Source organism: Sphingomonas sp. NPDC092440 (genome assembly GCF_044754985.1).
Classification (GTDB): Bacteria; Pseudomonadota; Alphaproteobacteria; order Sphingomonadales; family Sphingomonadaceae; genus Sphingomonas.
This window is the reverse complement of sequence record NZ_JBIVQA010000019.1, coordinates 1-17,964: the sequence shown is the minus strand read 5'-3', so window position 1 is coordinate 17,964 and position 17,964 is coordinate 1. Positions and strand designations below refer to the sequence as shown.

Below are 17,964 nucleotides of genomic sequence, written 5' to 3'. Positions count from 1 at the left end.
ATCAAGCCGTCTTGTGACGTTTCGCTCCAAGCCACGGATTTGTGGCGATTTCGCAACGGTTTCGTTGCGTCGCGGTACGAATCCCGCAGCTGCGAAGGAGGGATTTCGGCCTCGAATCGCCCCCGGATACGATTGACGGTTTCGCGACGGGAGCGCTAACATTCGCGGCGGAGAGGGGCATCGGAAGCATGCTGGCAGGGCGCATGGTCGTGGTCGGCGGGGGCACCGCGGGGTGGATGACTGCCGCCGCGCTGGCGCACAAGCTCGCCGGCACGCCCGCGCGGATCACGCTGGTCGAATCGGCGGAGATCGGCACGGTCGGCGTCGGCGAGGCGACGATCCCGCACATCCGCCATTTCAACGCGACGCTCGGCATCGACGAGGCCGAGTTCCTCGCCGCGACCAAGGGCACCTACAAGCTCGGCATCGAGTTTGTGGACTGGGGCCGCAAGGGCGATTCCTATATCCACCCCTTTGCGGAGTTCGGCGCGCCCATCGGCGGCGTGCCTTTCCATCAGCAATGGTGCGCGGCTCTGGAAGCGGGAGCGTTCGAGGAATATTCGCTGCCCATCCAGGCCGCCCGCCGCGGCCGTTTCCGCCGGCCCGACGGCGATCCCTACAACTATGCCTATCAGTTCGATGCGGGCCTCTATGCCGGGTTCCTGCGTACCTATTCGGAGGCGCGGGGCGTCGTCCGGCGCGAGGGCAAGGTGATCGATGTCGCGCGCGACGGCGAGAGCGGCTTCGTCCGCTCGCTCACGCTCGAGAGCGGCGAGACGCTGGAGGCGGACCTGTTCATTGATTGCTCGGGCTTTCGCGGCCTGCTGATCGAGCAGGCGCTCCATGCCGGCTATGAGGAATGGACGCACTGGCTGCCCTGCGACCGGGCGATCGCGCTGCCCTGTGCCAATGCCGGCCCGATCCCGCCGCTGACCCGCGCGACCGCGCAGGAGGCCGGCTGGACCTGGCGCATCCCGCTTCAGCACCGCACCGGCAACGGCCATGTCTATGCGAGCGGCTTCACCAGCGACGAGGCTGCGCTGCGGGTCCTGCTCGGCGCGATCGCCGCAGAACCGATGGCCGAGCCCAACCGCCTCCGCTTCGTCACCGGCAGGCGGCGCCGGCAATGGGTGGGCAATGTCGTTGCGATCGGCCTGTCCTCGGGCTTTCTCGAGCCGCTGGAATCGACGAGCATCCATTTGATCCAGCTGGCGATCGGCCGGCTGCTCGACCTTTTCCCCACTCGGAACTGGGACCCGCTCGACGCGGCCGAGTTCAACCGGCTGATGGCGCTCGAATATGAGCGGGTCCGCGATTTCCTGATCCTGCACTATCACTGCACCGAGCGCGACGATTCCGAATTCTGGCGCCATTGCCGCGCCATGCGCCTGCCGGACTCGCTCGAATACAAGCTCGCCCTGTTCCGCGAGCGCGGCGTGGTGGTCCAGTATCGCGAAGGCACCTTCCTCGAGCCGAGCTGGCTCGCGGTCTATCTCGGCCAGCATGTGACGCCGCGCCACTGCGATCCGCGCGCGGGCGGGGCGGGCGTCGCCGCCGCCATGGCTGCGATGCGGGCCAGGGTCGCGGCCATGGCGGAGGCGATGCCCATGCATGAAGCCGCATTGGGGACGCCGGCATGATCCGCAGCATCGGCATCGTCGGCGGCGGGGTCGCCGGCTGGATGGCGGCGCTGGCGCTCCTCCGGGCACTTCCCGGGATCCAGGTCTCGCTGATCGAGACCGAGGGGGCCGACTGGAGCCTGGGCCCCTTCGGCCCGGCCGAGGCCAGCCTGCCGGATTTCCCCGCCTGGCTTGGCGAGCACGGCATCGACGAAGGCACGCTCCTGCGCGCCGCGCGTGGCAGCTTCTCGCTCGGCACCGCGGTCTCCGGCTGGGCGGAGCGCGAGGCGGACTGGTTCCTGCCCTTCGGCACGATCGGGGCGCCGCTCGCCACCATCGCCTTCCACCAGCTCGCCGCCCGCCTCCGCGAAGGGGGGCAGCCCGTGCGCCTTGCCGATTATTCGCTCGCCGCGATCGCCGCCGCCGCGGGCCGCTTCGCCCGGCCGAGCCCCGATCCGGGCTCGATCCTCTCGAGCTTTGGTTATGGCCTGCATCTCGATCGCACCGGCCTGGCCGACGCGCTGCGTGCCGCGGCCGGGCTGGAGCCGGCCGGCCGTTTCCGCCGGGCGATCGGCGAGGGAGCGGTCACCGCCGTCGAGCTTCGCGACGGCAGCCGGGTGACCGCCGATCTCTGGCTCGACTGCTCCGGCCCCGGCGCATCGCTCGCGCGCCGCCTGGACGATCGCTGGGAGGACTGGTCCGCCTGGCTTCCCTGCGACCGCGTCATCGAAACCTGGACCGAGGTGGAAGGCGTGCCGCCGCCGCATGCCCATGCCGGCGCCTTCGAGGCCGGCTGGCAGCGTACCGTGCCGCTGGTCGGCGGGCAGGGCGGGGCGCTCTTCTATGCCGCCGCGCAGCTTCCCGATCAGCCCGGCGCCATTCCGCTCGTCCAGGGGCGCCGCGCGGCCGCCTGGACCGGCAATGTCGTCGCGCTCGGCGCCGCGGCGCTGCTGGTCGAGCCGCTCCATGGCTGGAACCTCGCGCTGCTCGCGAATGCGCTGACCCGGCTGATCGGCCTGCTCCCCGCCGCGCCGGACGGCCCCGAGCCCGCCGAATATAACCGCCTGACCGCGGCCGAGGCCGATAGCGTCCGCGACTTCGCGATCCTCCACTACAAGACCAATGGCCGCACCGGCGAGGCGCTTTGGGACGCCGCCCGCGCCATGCCCGTCCCGGACGCGCTCCGGCACAAGCTCGATCTCCATGCCAGCCGGGGCCGCGTGCCGTTCGGCGACGAGGAGCTGTTCGGGGCACATGACTGGATCGCCGCGCTCGACGGCCAGGGCCTGCGCCCGCGCCGTTACGATGCGCCGGCCGATGCCATTCCCGAAGCGCGGCTGCGCGACCATGCCGGGCGGGTCCGTGCGCTGATCCTCGACGCGGTCCGCGCGATGCCGCATCACGGCGCCACGCTGCGCGCCGAGGGACTGATCGCATGACCGCGCCGGCGCCGATCCGCCGGATCGTCATCGTCGGCGGCGGCACCGCCGGCTGGATGGCGGCCGCCGCGCTCGCCCGGCTGATCCCTACCGGCGTCTCGGTGACGCTGGTGGAATCGGAAGAGATCGGCACCGTCGGCGTCGGCGAGGCGACGATCCCGCCGATCCGCAACTTCAACGCGCTGCTCGGCCTCGACGAGCACGACTTCCTCAGCCGCACCCAGGGCACGATCAAGCTCGGCATCGAGTTCGTGGACTGGACGCGCGAGGGGCATCGCTATGTCCATCCGTTCGGCGAGTTCGGCTTCGACATCGAGGGCGTGAAGTTCCACCAGATCTGGCGCAAGCTCCACGCCGAGGGCCGCGCGCGCGAGATCGACGCGTATAATGTCTGTGCGCTGGCGATGGCGGCGGGGCGCTACCAGCCGCCGGTCGCCGATCCCGGCTCGATCCTTTCGCGCATGGCCTATGCCTATCAGTTCGATGCCTCGCTCTATGCCCGGTACCTGCGCGCCCATGCCGAGGCGCACGGCGTCGCCCGGGTCGAGGGCAAGGTCGCGCATATCCCCTTGCGGGCCGAGGACGGCTTCATCGAGGCGGTGGTGCTCGAAGGTGATCGCCGCATCGCAGGCGAGCTGTTCATCGACTGCACCGGCTTCCGCGCGCTGCTGATCGAGCAGGCGCTGGGGGCCGGTTGGGAGAGCTGGGCGCACTGGCTCCAATGCGATCGAGCCGTCGCCGTGCCCAGCGCCAGCCCGGGGCCGGAGATCACGTCCTTCACCCGCAGCACCGCGCACCGGGCCGGCTGGCAATGGCGCATCCCGCTCCAGCACCGCGTCGGCAACGGCCATGTCTATTGCAGCGCCGACATCTCGGACGATGCGGCGCGCGAGGCGCTGCTGGCGAACCTAGATGGAGAGCCGCTCCGCGATCCCTTCATCCTCAGGTTCGAGGCCGGCCGCCGCAAGCGGGCCTGGCACCGCAACTGCGTCGCGCTCGGCCTGTCCTCCGGCTTCCTCGAGCCGCTGGAGTCCACGTCGATCCACCTGATCCAGTCGGGGATCCACAGGCTGATGGCCTTGCTTCCCGATACCGGCTTCTCGCCCGTGGAACGCGACGAATATAACCGGCTGACCGACGTCCAGATGGAGCAGGTCCGCGACTTCGTGATCCTGCATTACCACGCCAATGCGCGGCGGGAGGGCGATCTGTGGCGCCGCGCCCGCGAGATGGCGATCCCGGAGACGCTGGCGCGCAAGCTCGCTTTGTTCCGCAATCGCGGCCGCTTCTTCCGCACCGAGGACGAGCTGTTCGCCGAATCGAGCTGGATCGCGGTGCTGCTGGGGCAGGGCGTGATCCCGGCGGGCTGGGATCCGCTGGCCGACGGGCTGGACGAAGACAAGCTCGCGCTCAGCTTCGAGCGCATCCACGAAATGTTCGCGCGCGCCGCCCGGGCGATGCCGCGCCACGAAGAATGGCTCGCCCGCAACGCGCCCGCAGGGACACCCGCATGACTGACACCCACATGACCGATAACCGCAACATCCGCTCCATCCTCATCGTCGGCGGCGGCACCGCCGGCTGGATGACCGCGGCCACCTTCGCCCGCATCCTCGGCCCCGATTACGCGAAGATCACCCTGGTCGAGTCGGACGAGATCGGCATCATCGGCGTGGGCGAGGCGACCATCCCCCAGATGGCCACTTTCAACCGCATGCTCGGGCTCGACGAGGACCAGTTCGTGCGCGAGACCAAGGGCAGCTTCAAGCTCGGCATCCAGTTCGTGAACTGGGGGCGGATCGGCCATCGCTATTTCCATCCCTTCGGCCGCTACGGGCTCGACATGAAGGGGGTGTCCTTCCACGCTTACTATCTCCGCCTGCGCCAGCTGGGCGAGGCGCCGGACGTGGACGCATGGTCGCTCCAGGCGATGGCGGCGCGCGACGACAAGTTCATGCGCGGGATCGATGCCGGCAACTCCCCGCTCTCCGACATCGCCTATGCCTATCATTTCGATGCCGGCCTCTATGCGAGGTTCCTGCGCCGCTATGCCGAGGAACGCGGGGTGGTGCGGCGCGAAGGCAGGATCGTGGATGTGAAGCTGCGCGGGGAGGACGGCTTCGTCCAGTCGGTGACGATGCAGGACGGCAGCGAGATCGAAGCGGACCTGTTCGTCGATTGCTCGGGCTTTCGCGGCCTGATCATCGAGCAGGCGCTGAAGGCGGGCTATACCGACTGGTCGCACTATCTCCCCTGCAACCGCGCCATCGCGGTGCCCTGCGCCAGCGTCGACGCCTGGACGCCCTATACTCGCTCGACCGCCCATGCGGCCGGCTGGCAATGGCGCATCCCGCTCCAGCACCGGATCGGCAACGGCCATGTCTTCTCGTCGCACCACATGTCCGACGACGAGGCGACGGCGATCCTGATGGCCAATCTCGACGGCGAGCCGCTCGCCGATCCGCGCGTCGTCCCGTTCACTACCGGCCATCGCAACCGGATGTGGGTGAAGAACTGCGTCGCCCTGGGCTTGGCGGGCGGCTTTCTCGAGCCTCTGGAGAGCACTTCGATCTGGCTGATCCAGTCGGGCCTGTCGCGCTTCCTGACCATGTTCCCGGACCGCGACTTCAACCAGGCCGACATCGATCGCTACAACCGGATCATGATTACGGACTATGAGGAGATCCGCGACTTCCTCGTCCTCCATTATCATGCGACCGAGCGCACCGATTCCGCCTTCTGGGACTATTGCCGCACCATGGCGATCCCCGAGCGGCTGGCCGAGAAGATGCGCGTGTTCCGCAGCCATGGCCGGGCCTTTCGCGAGAATGAGGAGCTGTTCAACGACACCAGCTGGTTCGCGGTGATGCTGGGCCAGCTGATCGAGCCCGCGTCGCACGATCCGGTGGCGGACGTGATGCCCCTCGACGAGACGCGCGCGCGCCTTGCCCATATCCGCGAGGCCGTCGCCAATTCCGCCGACTATATGCCCAGCCACCGCGACTTCATCCGGGAGCATTGCGCCGCATGAGAAGCCTTTCGACCGTCTTCGCCGCGCTGCTCCTCGCCGCGCCCGCCGCCGCCCAGCCGGTCGCGACCTTCGGCAGCTTCACTTATAGCGGCAAGGATGCGCCCGACGGCGCGCCGCTGCGGCCCGGCGACTATCGCAACCCGATCCTCAAGGGCTTCTATCCCGATCCCAGCGTGACGCGGGTGGGGGACGATTTCTATCTGGTCACGTCCACCTTCGCCTGGTTCCCCGGCATACCGGTCTTTCACAGCCGCGATCTGGTCAGCTGGACGCAGATCGGCAACGCGATCGATCGGCCCGGCCAGCTCGATTTCAAGCGGCTCGGCTTGTCGCGCGGCGTGTTCGCGCCGTCGATCCAGGCGCGAGACGGGATCTTCTACCTGCTCAACACCTGTGTCGATTGCGGGGGCAATTTCCTGCTCGCCGCGCGGAATCCCGCCGGCCCCTGGTCCGATCCGGTCTGGCTGCCCGATCTGGAGCGCGGCATCGACCCCTCGATGTTCTTCGACGAGGACGGCCGGACCTGGGTGGTCAACAACGGCCCGCCCGAAGGCGAACCGCTCTATCCGGGCCACCGCGCGATCTGGATCCAGGAGTTCGATCGCAAGGCGCTGAAGACCTTCGGCCCGCGCAAGGTGCTGGTGAACGGCGGGATCGACATCTCGAAGAAGCCGATCTGGATCGAGGGGCCGCACATCTTCAGGAAGGACGGCTGGTATTATCTCAGCTGCGCCGAGGGGGGCACCGCCGAGGGGCACAGCCAGGTGATTCTGCGTTCGAGGAGCGTCACCGGCCCCTATGTCGCCTGGAGCGGCAACCCGATCCTCACCCAGCGCGACTTGCCGCGCGATCGGCCGAACCCGGTCACTTCCGCCGGCCATGCCCAGCTCGTCACCACGCCCGACGGGAAATGGTGGGCGACCTTCCTTGCCGTGCGGCCGTACGAGGGCGATTTCTACGCCACCGGGCGCGAGACGTTCCTGCTGCCGGTGGAATGGCAGGACGGGTGGCCGGTGATCCTGCCGCCCGCCACGCCCATTCCCTGGATGCATGCCCGCCCGGCGCTGCCGCGGGGCGGGCCGCCGCTGCCGACCAGTGGCGCCTTCACCATCCGCGACGATTTCCGCGGCAAACTGCCCGCCTATTGGATGATGCTGCGCAATCCGCAGGGCGACTGGTACCGCACCGGCGCCGCCGGCCTGGCGCTCGTCGCACGGCCGGCCGGCCTGGGCGACAATGCCAATCCGTCGTTTCTCGCCCGCCGCCAGCAGCACATCAACGCCGTCGCCGAGACGGCGATGCGCTTCGTTCCGGAAAAGGAAGGCGACCGTGCCGGCCTCACCGTGCTCCAGAACGACGATTACTGGTTCTTCCTCGGCCTGAAGCGGGTGGGCGGCAGGGACGTTATCACCGTCGACCAGCGCGAAGGGCCCGACGGCCCGAAGCTCGGCAAGACGCTGTTCACCGTCGCCGCGCCTGCCGGCCAGCTCCGCCTGCGCATCGCCGTGCAGGGCCGCAGCTATGCGTTCAGCTATGCCGCGCCCGGCGCGAAGCCGGTCTGGAAGCAGCTCGGCACGGTCGAGACCGACAGCCTGACCACCAAGGTGGCGGGTGGTTTCGTCGGCTCGGTCTTCGGGGTGTTCGCGGGGCGGGGGGAGTGAGGGATCTTCACCGCCTTCCCCTCTCCGAAAGGGAGGGGCGCTGGCTGGCCTTCCTCCTTGCCCCCCTCCTCCTCGCCGCTGCTCCGCCGCAGCAGGAAGCTTCCGATCAGGACATCCCGATCAGCCTCAATCAGCTCGGCTTCCAGCCTGGCGACCCCAAGACCGCGATCGTAGAGGCGGACGGCGCATCGCTCGATTGGCAGCTGACCAATGCGGCCGGCAAGGTGGTCGCTCGGGGCAAGACGCTGTCCTATGGCCCCGATGTCGCCTCGGGCCTGCCCCTCCAGCGGATCGACTTCTCGAACTTCCGCACTCCGGGGCGAGATTATCATCTCCGCATAGCAGGGAGCGAGAGCGCCTCTTTCGACATCGCCCCGAACCTCTACCGGCCGCTCGCCCGCGACGCGCTCACCTTCTTCTACCACCAGCGCGCCGGCACGCCGATCGAAGCCAGCATCGTCGGGGCGAAATGGGCCCGTCCCGCCGGCCATGCGCGCGAGGTGGCGAAATGCTTCGCCGGCAAGGACGAGCGCGGCACCGAATGGGCCGGCTGTCCCTACACCCTCGACGTCACCGGCGGCTGGTACGATGCCGGCGACCACGGCAAATATGTCGTCAATGGCGGCATATCGCTCTGGACGCTGCTCGCCGCGCACGAGCGCGATCCCAGGGCGCTCGCCCAGGGAAGCGGCCCCGCGCCGGGCCTACTCGACGAAGCGCGCTACGAGATGGAGTTCCTGCTCCGCATGCAGGTGCCGGACGGCATCCGGCTGCGCGTCCCCGTCGGCAAACCGGAACCCGCCTCCGGCAAGCCCGCCTGGGAAGCTTCCCGGGCACCCTTTGCCGAGATCGACGCCTCGGGGATGGCGCATCAGAAGGTGGCGGACGCCAGGTGGACCGCGCTGCCCATGCCGCCCCAGGACGACATGCAGGAGCGGCTGCTCTATCCCCCCACCACCGCCGCGACGCTCAACCTTGCCGCCACCGCCGCGCAATGCGCCCGTGTCTGGAAGGGGACCGACCCTGGCTTCGCCGCCCGCTGCCTGAGCGCCGCCGAACGCGCCTTCGCCGCCGCCCGGCGCAATCCGGAAGTCTATGCCACCGGCAGCTTCACCGGTTCGGGCGGTTATGGCGACACGGACGTGTCGGACGAATTCTACTGGGCGGCGGCCGAGCTGTTCGTCGCCACCGGCAAGCTGGAATATCATCAGGCGGTGACGGCTTCCCCGCACTTCACCGCGCCCGCGGGCGAACCCGGCTGGCCGCAGGTCGCCACGCTCGGCACGATCACGCTGGCGACGCGGCCCTCCGCGTTGCCCAGGGCCGAGGTCGATCGCCTGCGCGGCCTGCTGGTCGCCGCCGCCGATCGGTTCCTCGCCGATGCGGCGGGCAACGGCTATCGCATCCCCTATCTCGCGACCGGCTATCCCTGGGGCTCGAACGGCGCGCTGCTCAACCGCGCGATGGTGCTGGGCATCGCCGGCGACCTGACCCGCGACCCGAGATACCGGGCGGGGATGATCGATGCGATCGACTATATCCTTGGCCGCAATCCCAATTTCACATCCTATGTCAGCGGCCATGGGCTGCTTTCGATGCGCAACCCGCATCACCGTTTCTGGGCGCCCTCGCTCGATCCCGCCCTGCCGGGCCCGCCGCCCGGCGCGCTTTCGGGCGGGCCCAACTCGACGGCGATGGTCGATCCGATCGCGCGCCAGCTGGAGGGACATTGCGCGCCCCAGCGCTGCTGGGCGGACGACGTCGAGGCCTATGCGCTCAACGAAGTCGCGATCAACTGGAACGCGCCGCTGGTGTGGGTGGCGATGTGGTTGGGTGCGTAGTCAATTCCTCCCCCGCGAAGCGGGGGAGGGGGACCGCTCGCGGAGCGAGCGGTGGAGGGGGCGTGGCCGCAAGGCCGCCGCTTGTGGAGAGGCCCCCTCCGTCGCGCTGCGCGCGCCACCTCCCCCGCTGCGCGAGGGAGGATCTTCGTCTCACCGCACCGTCAGCGTTGTGCTTTTCAGGTCCACCGAGTTCGGGCCGGCCGAGATGGTGAACGTGCCCGGCTCCACCACGCGCTTCATCTGCACGTTCCACAGCGACAGGTCCCTGGGCGTCAGCTCGAACGACACGGTCTTCCGCTCGCCGGGCTGCAGCGTCACGCGCTGGAAGCGCTTGAGCTCGATCAGCGGCCGGGTCACGCTCGCCTCGTCGTCGCGCACATAGAGCTGGACGACTTCGTCCCCGGCCCGCTTGCCGGTATTGGCCACGTCCACCTTCACCGTCACCTTGTCCGAGACCCCGATCGTGCCCGCGCCCAGCACCGGCGCACCCATTTCGAAGGTCGAATAGGAAAGGCCATAGCCGAACGGATAGAGCGGCGTGGTGTCGCCGAACAGATAGCCGCGCCGCGCGGTCGGCTTGCGGTTATAATAGATCGGCAGCTGGCCCACGCCGCGCGCGATCGATACGGGCAGCTTGCCGCCCGGGTTGAAGCGGCCGAACACCACATCGGCCAGCGCGTTGCCGGTCTGCTCGCCCAGATACCAGCCCTCGATCAGCGCCGGCGCCTTCTCGGCGAGATAGTTGACCGCATAGGGCCGGCCGTTGAGCAGGATCACCACCACCGGCTTGCCCAGCGCGAAGATTTCCCGGGCGAGCTGATCCTGCGGCCCGGGCAGGTCGAGCGTATCGCTGTCGCCCAGATGCTCGTCGGCCCAGGCCTCGCGGCTCAGCGCCTCGTTGCCGCCCAGCACCATTACCACGACATCGGCATCCTTCGCCGCCGCCACCGCATCGGCGCGCAGCCTGTCGTTGGTGGCTGCATCGGTGAGCGTCACCTTGTCCTGCGCCCAGACGCGCCCTTCGGTCAGCCGCACGCCTTCCGAATAATCGACCTGGAACTTGCCCTTGCCCTCGGCCTGCATGGCCTCCAGCACCGAGACGACATGGTTCGGCACGTCCGAATAGCCGCCGATCGGCGTGTCCCGCGCATGGGTGCCGATCACTGCCATCCGCTTGATGCCGGCGGCGTCGAGCGGGAGGAGGCCGTTCGCGTTCTTGAGGAGGACGACGGACTCCCGCGCCGCCTGGCGGGCCAGGGCGATCGCCTCGGGCGTGTTGGTCCGCCTGGCCGCCAGCTTCACATCGGCATAGGGATGCTCGAACAGCCCACCCTCGAACTTCATCTCGAGCACGCGGCGCACCGCATTGTCGATCTGGCCCTGGCTCACCTTGCCCTCGCGGACGAGCTGGACCAGGAAGTTGAAGCCCTCGCCGTCCGGCGTCTCGACGTCGACGCCCGCATCGATCGCGCGCGCGCCGGCGTCCTTGACGTCCTTGAACATCTTGTGCCGGGTGACGAGCTCGCGGATCGCGAAATAGTCGCTCACCACCGCGCCCTTGAAGCCCCATTCGCCGCGCAGCACATCGTGCAGCAGCCATTTGTTGGCGTGGCTCGGGATGCCGTCGATCTCGTTGTAGCTTGCCATCACCGCGCGCACCGGCAGCTGCGTCACTGCGTTTTCGAAGGGCGGGAAGAAATCCTCGCGCAACGTGCGCTCACCCAGCGAGGCGGGGCCGACATTGGTGCCGTTGTCCGGCTGGCCGTGCCCGGTCATGTGCTTCAGCGTGACGAACACCTTGTCCCTGGCCAGCGGCAGCGTGGTGCCCTGGAAGCCGCGGATCGCCGCCAGCCCCATTTCCGAGACGAGATAGGGGTCCTCGCCATAGGTTTCCTCGATGCGGCCCCAGCGCGGATCGCGCGCCACGTCGACCACCGGGGCCAGCACCAGGTTCGCGCCGCGGGCCCGCGCCTCGGCGGCGGCGACGGAGAAGACCTTCTCCAGCAGGCCCGGATTCCAGGTGGAGGCGAGGGCGATCGACTGGGGGAAGCTCGTCGCGCCAGGGGCGACCAGCCCGTGCAGCGCTTCCTCGTGCATGATCATCGGAATGCCCAGCCGGGTGCGCTCCATCGACCATTTCTGCGCGGCGTTGATATAGGTCGCGGTCTCCACCGGGCCGCGATTGGCCGCCACATCGGCGCCGGCATTGGCGGTGCCCGCGGCCACGCCCTTGCGGTCCGACGGGCGCGAGATCATGCCCAGGCCGCTGGGGAAGGCGGCGCTGGCCTTGGCGGCGTCGAAATCGCCCGCCGGCGTCTGGATCGCGTCCTTCTTCAGCCAGATCGCGACCAGCTGCGCCACCTTCTCCTCCAGCGTCATCCGGCCGAGCAGGTCGTCGACCCGCGCCTCGATCGGCTGGCCGGCGTCCTTGTAGAGCGGGCGCTCCGCCTTGCCGTCCGCCCTGGCGGCCTGGGCGTGCGCCGCGGGGGCGATGGCGGGGGTCAGCGCCGTGGCGGCGATGGCAAGCGCGGCGATGCGGCGGAAATTGCGCACGTTCCTCTCCTCTGGGTCGCGGCGCTCGGGCGCCGGCTGGTTCCGGTTATGGTAGCGCTATCACTATCAGTCGGAATCCGTAACGGTCAACCGGGTCACGCCGATTGCATTTATGCTAATCGCGGCATATCCCCGAAACGATGAGCAGACCCAGCCGCAGAAGCCGAGGCACGGTCACCGTACAGGACGTCGCGCGCGCCGCTGGCGTTTCCGCGATGACGGTCTCGCGCGTGGTCAATGGCGGATCCAATGTCAGGGAGACCACCCGCCAGGCGGTTCTCGAGGCGATCGCGACGCTGAACTATTCGCCCAACAGCGCCGCGCGCAGTCTGGCGGCGGGCGAGGCGACCCAGATCGGCCTGCTCTATTCCAATCCCTCGGCGGCCTATCTCTCGCAATTCCTGATCGGCGCGCTCGCGGCGGCCCGGCGGGCCGGCTGCCATCTGGTGCTCGAGGCCTGCGAAGGCGAGCGGGCGGACGAACAGGCCGAGGCGACGCGCCAGTTCGCTTCCACCAGCGTCGAGGGCGTGATCCTGCCGCCGCCGCTGTCCGAAGCCGCACCGGTCCGCGCCGAGCTGGAGACGGCGGGCATTCCCTGGGTCTCGGTCGCGATGGGCCTGCCGCCCGAGCGCAGCCTCAACGTGCGCATCGACGATGCTGCCGCCGCCGCCGCGATGACCCGGCACCTGATCGATCTCGGCCATCGCCGGATCGGCTTCATCCGCGGCAACCCGAACCAGACCAGCTCCGCCGAGCGCCATCGCGGCTTCGTCGAGGCAGTGGAGGCGGCCGGGCTCGACATGAAGGCGATGCCGGTGGAGCAGGGCTATTTCACCTTCCGCTCGGGCATCGTCGCGGCCGAGCGGCTGCTCGACCGCAAGGATCCGCCGACCGCGATCTTCGCCTCGAACGACGACATGGCCGCGGCCGCCGTGGGCGTCGCGCATCGGCGCGGCCTGCACGTGCCGCAGGACATCAGCATCGTCGGCTTCGACGACACGTCGCTCGCCACCACCATGTGGCCCGAGCTCACCACCGTCCGCCAGCCGATCGCCGCCATGGCGGAGAGCGCGCTCACTCTGTTGCTCGCCCGGCTGCGGGCTCACCGTGCCGGGACCACCCACAAGCTGGAGGAGCAGGTGCTCGACCATGAGCTGATCCTGCGCGAATCCTCGGGCCCGCCGCCGGGATCGACGGCAGCCAAACCGGCCCCGGCGAAGAAGAGCTGGCGCTAATCTGAGCCTCTCCCCGGAAGGGAGGGGCCGGGGTGGATGGAAGCCCGGCGATGCTGCCGTTCCGTCTTCGCCTCGCCATATTGCGCGCAAGGACCCATCCCCGACCCCCCCCTTCCAGGGAGGGGCGTGGAAGGGGCTTGGCCCCCGGCCCAAACCGGTCCAGCATGACAACGCGGGACAGAGTCGTCCGGCGGAAGCAACCCTACTTGCTTTTCCCCTCGGATCGCGCCACCGTTACCGCTAACAATTCGCCCGGACGGGGCGCAATGGAGGGGATAGAGCGAATGAATGATACGGCGCAAAGGGCCAATATGGGCCTGATCGGCGCCATCGTCGCGGTGGCGACGATCGGCGGCCTGCTCTTCGGCTATGACAGCGGCGCGGTGAACGGCACGCAGGAGGGGCTCAAGGCCGCCTTCGCGCTGGATGAGGTCTCGCTGGGCTTCACGGTCGGCTCGCTGCTGATCGGCTGCTTCATCGGCGCCTTCTTCGCCGGCACGCTTGCCGATTCGATGGGCCGCCGCAACGTGATGCGGCTGGCCGCGCTGCTCTTCCTCGGCGGCGCGATCGTGCAGGGCATCTCGCATGACCATATGATCTTCCTGATCGCCCGCCTGTGCGGCGGCATGGCGGTGGGCGCGGCCTCGGTGCTGTCGCCGGCCTATATCTCCGAAGTCGCCCCCGCGAACATCCGCGGGCGGATGACGACGGTGCAGCAGATCATGATCATCACCGGCCTCACCGCTGCGTTCGTGGTCAATTATTTCCTCGCCAAGGTGGCCGGCAATTCGCTCAACCCGCTTGGCGGGGTCGAGGCCTGGCGCTGGATGTACCTCGCCCAGGCAGTGCCCGCCGCCGTGTTCCTCGTCGCTCTGTTCTTCATCCCGGAGAGCCCGCGCTATCTGGTCTCGAAGGGCCGGAACGAGGAAGCGCTCGGCGTGCTCAGCAAGCTGTTCGGCACCACCGAAGGCGGGCTCAAGCTGGCCGAGATCCAGGCCAGCTTCTCGGCCGACCACCGCCCGCGCCTCGCCGATGTCCTCGCGCCGAACGGCGGCTTCCTGGGCATCCGCCCGATCGTCTGGGCGGGCCTGCTGCTCGCGGTATTCCAGCAGCTCGTCGGCATCAACGTGATCTTCTATTATGGCGAGACGCTGTGGAAGCTTGCCGGCGTGTCGGAGTCCGTGGCGCTCGAGCGCAACATCATCTCGGGCGCGGTCTCGATCGCTGCCTGCTTCGTCACTATCGCCGTGGTCGACCGGATCGGTCGCAAGCCGCTGTTGCTGATCGGCTCGGCCGGCATGGCAGCCACGCTGTTCGGCCTGGTCTATGCCTTCGGCACTGCCGGCCATGACGCCGCCGGCCAGCTCGTGCTCTCGCCGCAACAGGGCATGATCGCGCTGGTCTCGGCCAATCTCTACGTGATCTTCTTCAACGTCAGCTGGGGCCCGGTGATGTGGGTGATGCTCGGCGAGATGTTCCCGAACCAGATCCGCGGCTCGGCGCTCGCGGTGTGCGGCTTCGCCCAGTGGTTCGCCAACTATCTGATCGCGCAGAGCTTCCCGTGGATGGCGAAGCATCTCGGCCTCGCCGCCAGCTATACCTTCTACGGCGCCTGCGCGGTGATCAGCTTCTTCCTCGTCCAGAAGTTCATCCACGAGACCAAGGGCAAGGAACTGGAGGCGATGGAGGGGTGACGTCCCAATTCCTCCCCCAGCTTGCTGGGAGTGTTGGGTTGGATTGCCCCCGGCAATCCAAGCTCATGCTGGGAGCATGAGCGACCCAACACTGGGACCGCGCCCGTAGGGCGTGGTGGAGGGGCTGCCAACATCGTTGGCGCCCGCCGCTGCCCCTCCACCATTCGCTGCGCGAATGGTCCCCCTCCCCGAGACGAGCTCGGGGAGGAATTTGTTTGGAGCTTGTTGTCGAATGACCCGCACCCCCGTCCGTCCGTTCCGCTCGCGCGAATGGTTCGCCGCGCCCGGCCGCGCCGACATGGCGGCGCTCTATCTCGAGCGCTTCATGAACTACGGCATCACCCCGGAGGAGCTGACCTCGGGCAAGCCGATCATCGGCATCGCGCAATCGGGCAGCGACATCGCTCCCTGCAACCGCATCCATCTGGAGACGGTGAAGCGCGCCCGCGCCGGCATCCTGGCGGCGGGCGGGGTGCCGATGGAGTTCCCGCTCCACCCGATCTTCGAGAATTGCCGCCGTCCCACGGCGGCGCTCGATCGCAACCTCGCCTATCTCGGCCTGGTCGAGATCCTCAACGGCTATCCGATCGACGCGGTGATCCTCACCACCGGCTGCGACAAGACCACCCCTTCGTCCCTCATGGCCGCCTCCACCGTCGACATCCCGGCGATCGTCCTGTCGGGCGGCCCGATGCTCGACGGCTGGCACGAAGGCGAGCTGGTGGGTTCCGGAACGGTGATCTGGCGCAGCCGCCGCAAGATGGCCGCGGGCGAGATCGACGAGGCCGAGTTCCTCCGCCGCGCGATGGAGAGCGCGCCTTCGTCGGGCCATTGCAACACCATGGGCACCGCCTCGACGATGAACAGCATCGCGGAGGGGCTCGGCATGTCGCTCCCCGGCTGCGCGATGATCCCGGCGCCGTATCGCGAGCGCGGCCAGATGGCCTATGAGACCGGCAGGCGCATCGTCGAGATGGCCTATGAGGACCTGCGCCCCTCCCGGATCCTCACCCGCGAAAGCTTCCTCAACGCGATCCGGCTGCTCACCGCGATCGGCGGCTCCACCAACGCCCAGCCGCACCTCGACGCCATGGCCCGCCATGCCGGCATCGAGATCACGCCGGACGACTGGCGCGCGGGCTATGACCTGCCGCTGGTGGTCAACATGCAGCCGGCGGGCGAATATCTCTCCGAGCGCTTCCACCGCGCCGGCGGCATCCCCGCGGTGCTGGCCGAGATGCTGGCGAACGGCGCGCTGAACGGCGATGTGATGACCTGTACTGGCAGGACCCTTGCCGAGAATGTCGCGGGCCGTGCCGTCACCGATCGCCAGGTGATCTTCGAATGGGACCGGCCGCTCAGGCAAAAGGCCGGCTTCCTCGTCCTCTCGGGCAATCTGTTCGACATGGCGATCATGAAGACCAGCGTGATCTCCGAGGATTTCCGCGCCCGCTACCTCTCGCGCCCCGGCCGGGAAGGCGTGTTCGAGGGCCGGGCGATCGTGTTCGACGGCTCGGACGATTATCACCACAATATCAACGATCCGGCGCTGGACATCGACGAGAATTGCATCCTCGTCATCCGCGGCTCGGGCCCGATCGGCTGGCCGGGCTCGGCGGAAGTCGTCAACATGCAGCCGCCCGATCACCTGATCCAGCGGGGCATCATGAGCCTGCCGACGCTGGGCGACGGCCGCCAGTCGGGCACGTCGGACAGTCCCTCGATCCTCAATGCCTCGCCGGAGAGCGCGGCGGGCGGCGGCCTGGCCTGGTTGCGCACCGGCGACACGATCCGCATCGACCTGAATGCCGGCACCTGCGACGCGCTGGTCGCGCCGGACGAGATCGCCCGGCGCAAGGCCGATCCCGCGCCGCCGATCCCGGAGAGCAACACGCCCTGGGAGGAGCTGTATCGCGAGAAGGTCGGCCAGCTGGGGGAGGGCGGGGTGCTCGATTTCGCGCTGAAATACCGGCGGACGAGCGAGAAGGTGCCGCGGCATAATCACTAGCCCAAATTCCTCTCCCAGCTTGCTGGGGGAGGAATTGCTCCAGCCGCGCCGGTGGCGCAGAACACCGCCATGCACCCGCTCGACAATCCCGCCTGGTCCGCGCTCAGTTCCCGGCAGCAGCATCTCGCGCGCGGCGCGGGGCTCGCCCGGCGCTATGACGGCGACTATGCGACTTTCGCCACCGCGGTGAACCACAGCGACGAGCCGCTGGCGGCGCTCGGTGCGCTGGTTGCCCGCACCGGCCCGGCGATCGTGCTGGAGAAGGACCCGCTGCCCCCCGTCCCGGACGCGATCGCCCAGAAGCACCGCATGGGCGTGCAGATGGTCGCGGAGCATCCCGCGCCCGCCGATCCCGATTTCGCCTTTCTCGAGCTGGGCGATGCCGACGCGGCGGAGATGCTGGCGCTCGCCACGCTCACCGAGCCCGGGCCCTTCTTCGCTCGCACCCACCAACTCGGCCAGTTCATCGGCATCCGGCACGAAGGGCGGCTGATCGCGATGGCGGGCGAGCGGATGAAGCCGTTCGAATTCACCGAAGTCAGCGGCGTGTGCACCCATCCCGATTTTCGCGGCCTTGGCCTTGCCGGCAAGCTGATGCGCGTGGTCGCAGCCCGGATCGTGGCGCGCGGGGAGATACCCTTCCTGCATGCCTATGCGGACAATGCGTCCGCCATCGGCCTGTACGAGCGCCTCGGCTATCGCCACCGCATCGACGTGAACGTGACGGTGCTGGGGCCGGCCTGATATTCCGAGCGGCACCTTCTTCCCTCTCCCCGAGAGGGAGAGGGCTAGGTTGAGAACCTATATATCTGTTTGAGTTATTGTCGTAATATGTGTGGTAGATGAGTTTGGCGGAGGGGATGGATGTCACGTCATCTGTTTT

Annotated in this window: 11 protein-coding genes; 10 read left to right on the top strand and 1 reads right to left on the bottom strand. The window is 68.6% G+C overall.

The window, feature by feature from the left end; all coding sequences use genetic code 11:
- Positions 1 to 188 precede the first annotated feature (188 nt).
- The 6 genes from ACIQCS_RS22045 to ACIQCS_RS22020 are packed head-to-tail and all read left to right on the top strand — an operon-like array spanning position 189 to position 9,591.
- On the top strand, positions 189 to 1,640 hold the full coding sequence (locus ACIQCS_RS22045) for a tryptophan halogenase family protein (protein WP_345847929.1): 1,452 nt from the start codon (positions 189 to 191) through the stop codon (positions 1,638 to 1,640).
- Positions 1,637 to 3,058, top strand: coding sequence for a tryptophan 7-halogenase (locus ACIQCS_RS22040; protein WP_345847928.1), 1,422 nt, complete (start codon positions 1,637 to 1,639; stop codon positions 3,056 to 3,058). Before ACIQCS_RS22045 ends, ACIQCS_RS22040 begins: the two co-directional genes overlap by 4 nt.
- The gene (locus ACIQCS_RS22035) at positions 3,055 to 4,572 is read left to right on the top strand and encodes a tryptophan halogenase family protein (protein ID WP_345847925.1); all 1,518 of its coding nucleotides are present in this window, start codon (positions 3,055 to 3,057) and stop codon (positions 4,570 to 4,572) included. The genes ACIQCS_RS22040 and ACIQCS_RS22035 overlap by 4 nt, the downstream gene beginning before the upstream one ends.
- The gene (locus ACIQCS_RS22030) at positions 4,569 to 6,089 is read left to right on the top strand and encodes a tryptophan halogenase family protein (RefSeq protein WP_345847924.1); all 1,521 of its coding nucleotides are present in this window, start codon (positions 4,569 to 4,571) and stop codon (positions 6,087 to 6,089) included. The genes ACIQCS_RS22035 and ACIQCS_RS22030 overlap by 4 nt, the downstream gene beginning before the upstream one ends.
- Entirely contained in the window at positions 6,086 to 7,750 is a 1,665-nt protein-coding gene (locus tag ACIQCS_RS22025; RefSeq protein ID WP_345847922.1) for a glycoside hydrolase family 43 protein, read from the top strand. The genes ACIQCS_RS22030 and ACIQCS_RS22025 overlap by 4 nt, the downstream gene beginning before the upstream one ends.
- Positions 7,747 to 9,591, top strand: coding sequence for a glycoside hydrolase family 9 protein (locus ACIQCS_RS22020; protein ID WP_345847920.1), 1,845 nt, complete (start codon positions 7,747 to 7,749; stop codon positions 9,589 to 9,591). Before ACIQCS_RS22025 ends, ACIQCS_RS22020 begins: the two co-directional genes overlap by 4 nt.
- 150 nt (positions 9,592 to 9,741) lie before the next feature.
- On the opposite strand, the gene ACIQCS_RS22015 is transcribed toward ACIQCS_RS22020, so the two are convergent.
- On the bottom strand, positions 9,742 to 12,144 hold the full coding sequence (locus ACIQCS_RS22015; protein WP_345847919.1) for a glycoside hydrolase family 3 N-terminal domain-containing protein: 2,403 nt from the start codon (positions 12,142 to 12,144) through the stop codon (positions 9,742 to 9,744).
- A gap of 140 nt (positions 12,145 to 12,284) precedes the next feature.
- Here ACIQCS_RS22015 and ACIQCS_RS22010 point away from each other — a divergent pair, with 140 nt between their 5' ends.
- The 4 genes from ACIQCS_RS22010 to ACIQCS_RS21995 all read left to right on the top strand — a co-directional run bounded on the left by ACIQCS_RS22010 (position 12,285) and on the right by ACIQCS_RS21995 (position 17,825).
- Positions 12,285 to 13,379 (top strand): LacI family DNA-binding transcriptional regulator, encoded by a 1,095-nt coding sequence (locus ACIQCS_RS22010; protein WP_345847917.1) that lies wholly within the window; start codon positions 12,285 to 12,287, stop codon positions 13,377 to 13,379.
- A gap of 284 nt (positions 13,380 to 13,663) precedes the next feature.
- On the top strand, positions 13,664 to 15,073 hold the full coding sequence (locus ACIQCS_RS22005; RefSeq protein ID WP_345847916.1) for a sugar porter family MFS transporter: 1,410 nt from the start codon (positions 13,664 to 13,666) through the stop codon (positions 15,071 to 15,073).
- A 232-nt stretch (positions 15,074 to 15,305) separates the two neighbouring features.
- Positions 15,306 to 17,081, top strand: coding sequence for an IlvD/Edd family dehydratase (locus ACIQCS_RS22000; protein WP_345847915.1), 1,776 nt, complete (start codon positions 15,306 to 15,308; stop codon positions 17,079 to 17,081).
- A 51-nt stretch (positions 17,082 to 17,132) separates the two neighbouring features.
- Positions 17,133 to 17,825: a GNAT family N-acetyltransferase gene (locus ACIQCS_RS21995; protein WP_345847914.1), complete on the top strand. Its 693-nt coding sequence runs from the start codon at positions 17,133 to 17,135 to the stop codon at positions 17,823 to 17,825.
- Positions 17,826 to 17,964: the final 139 nt, after the last annotated feature.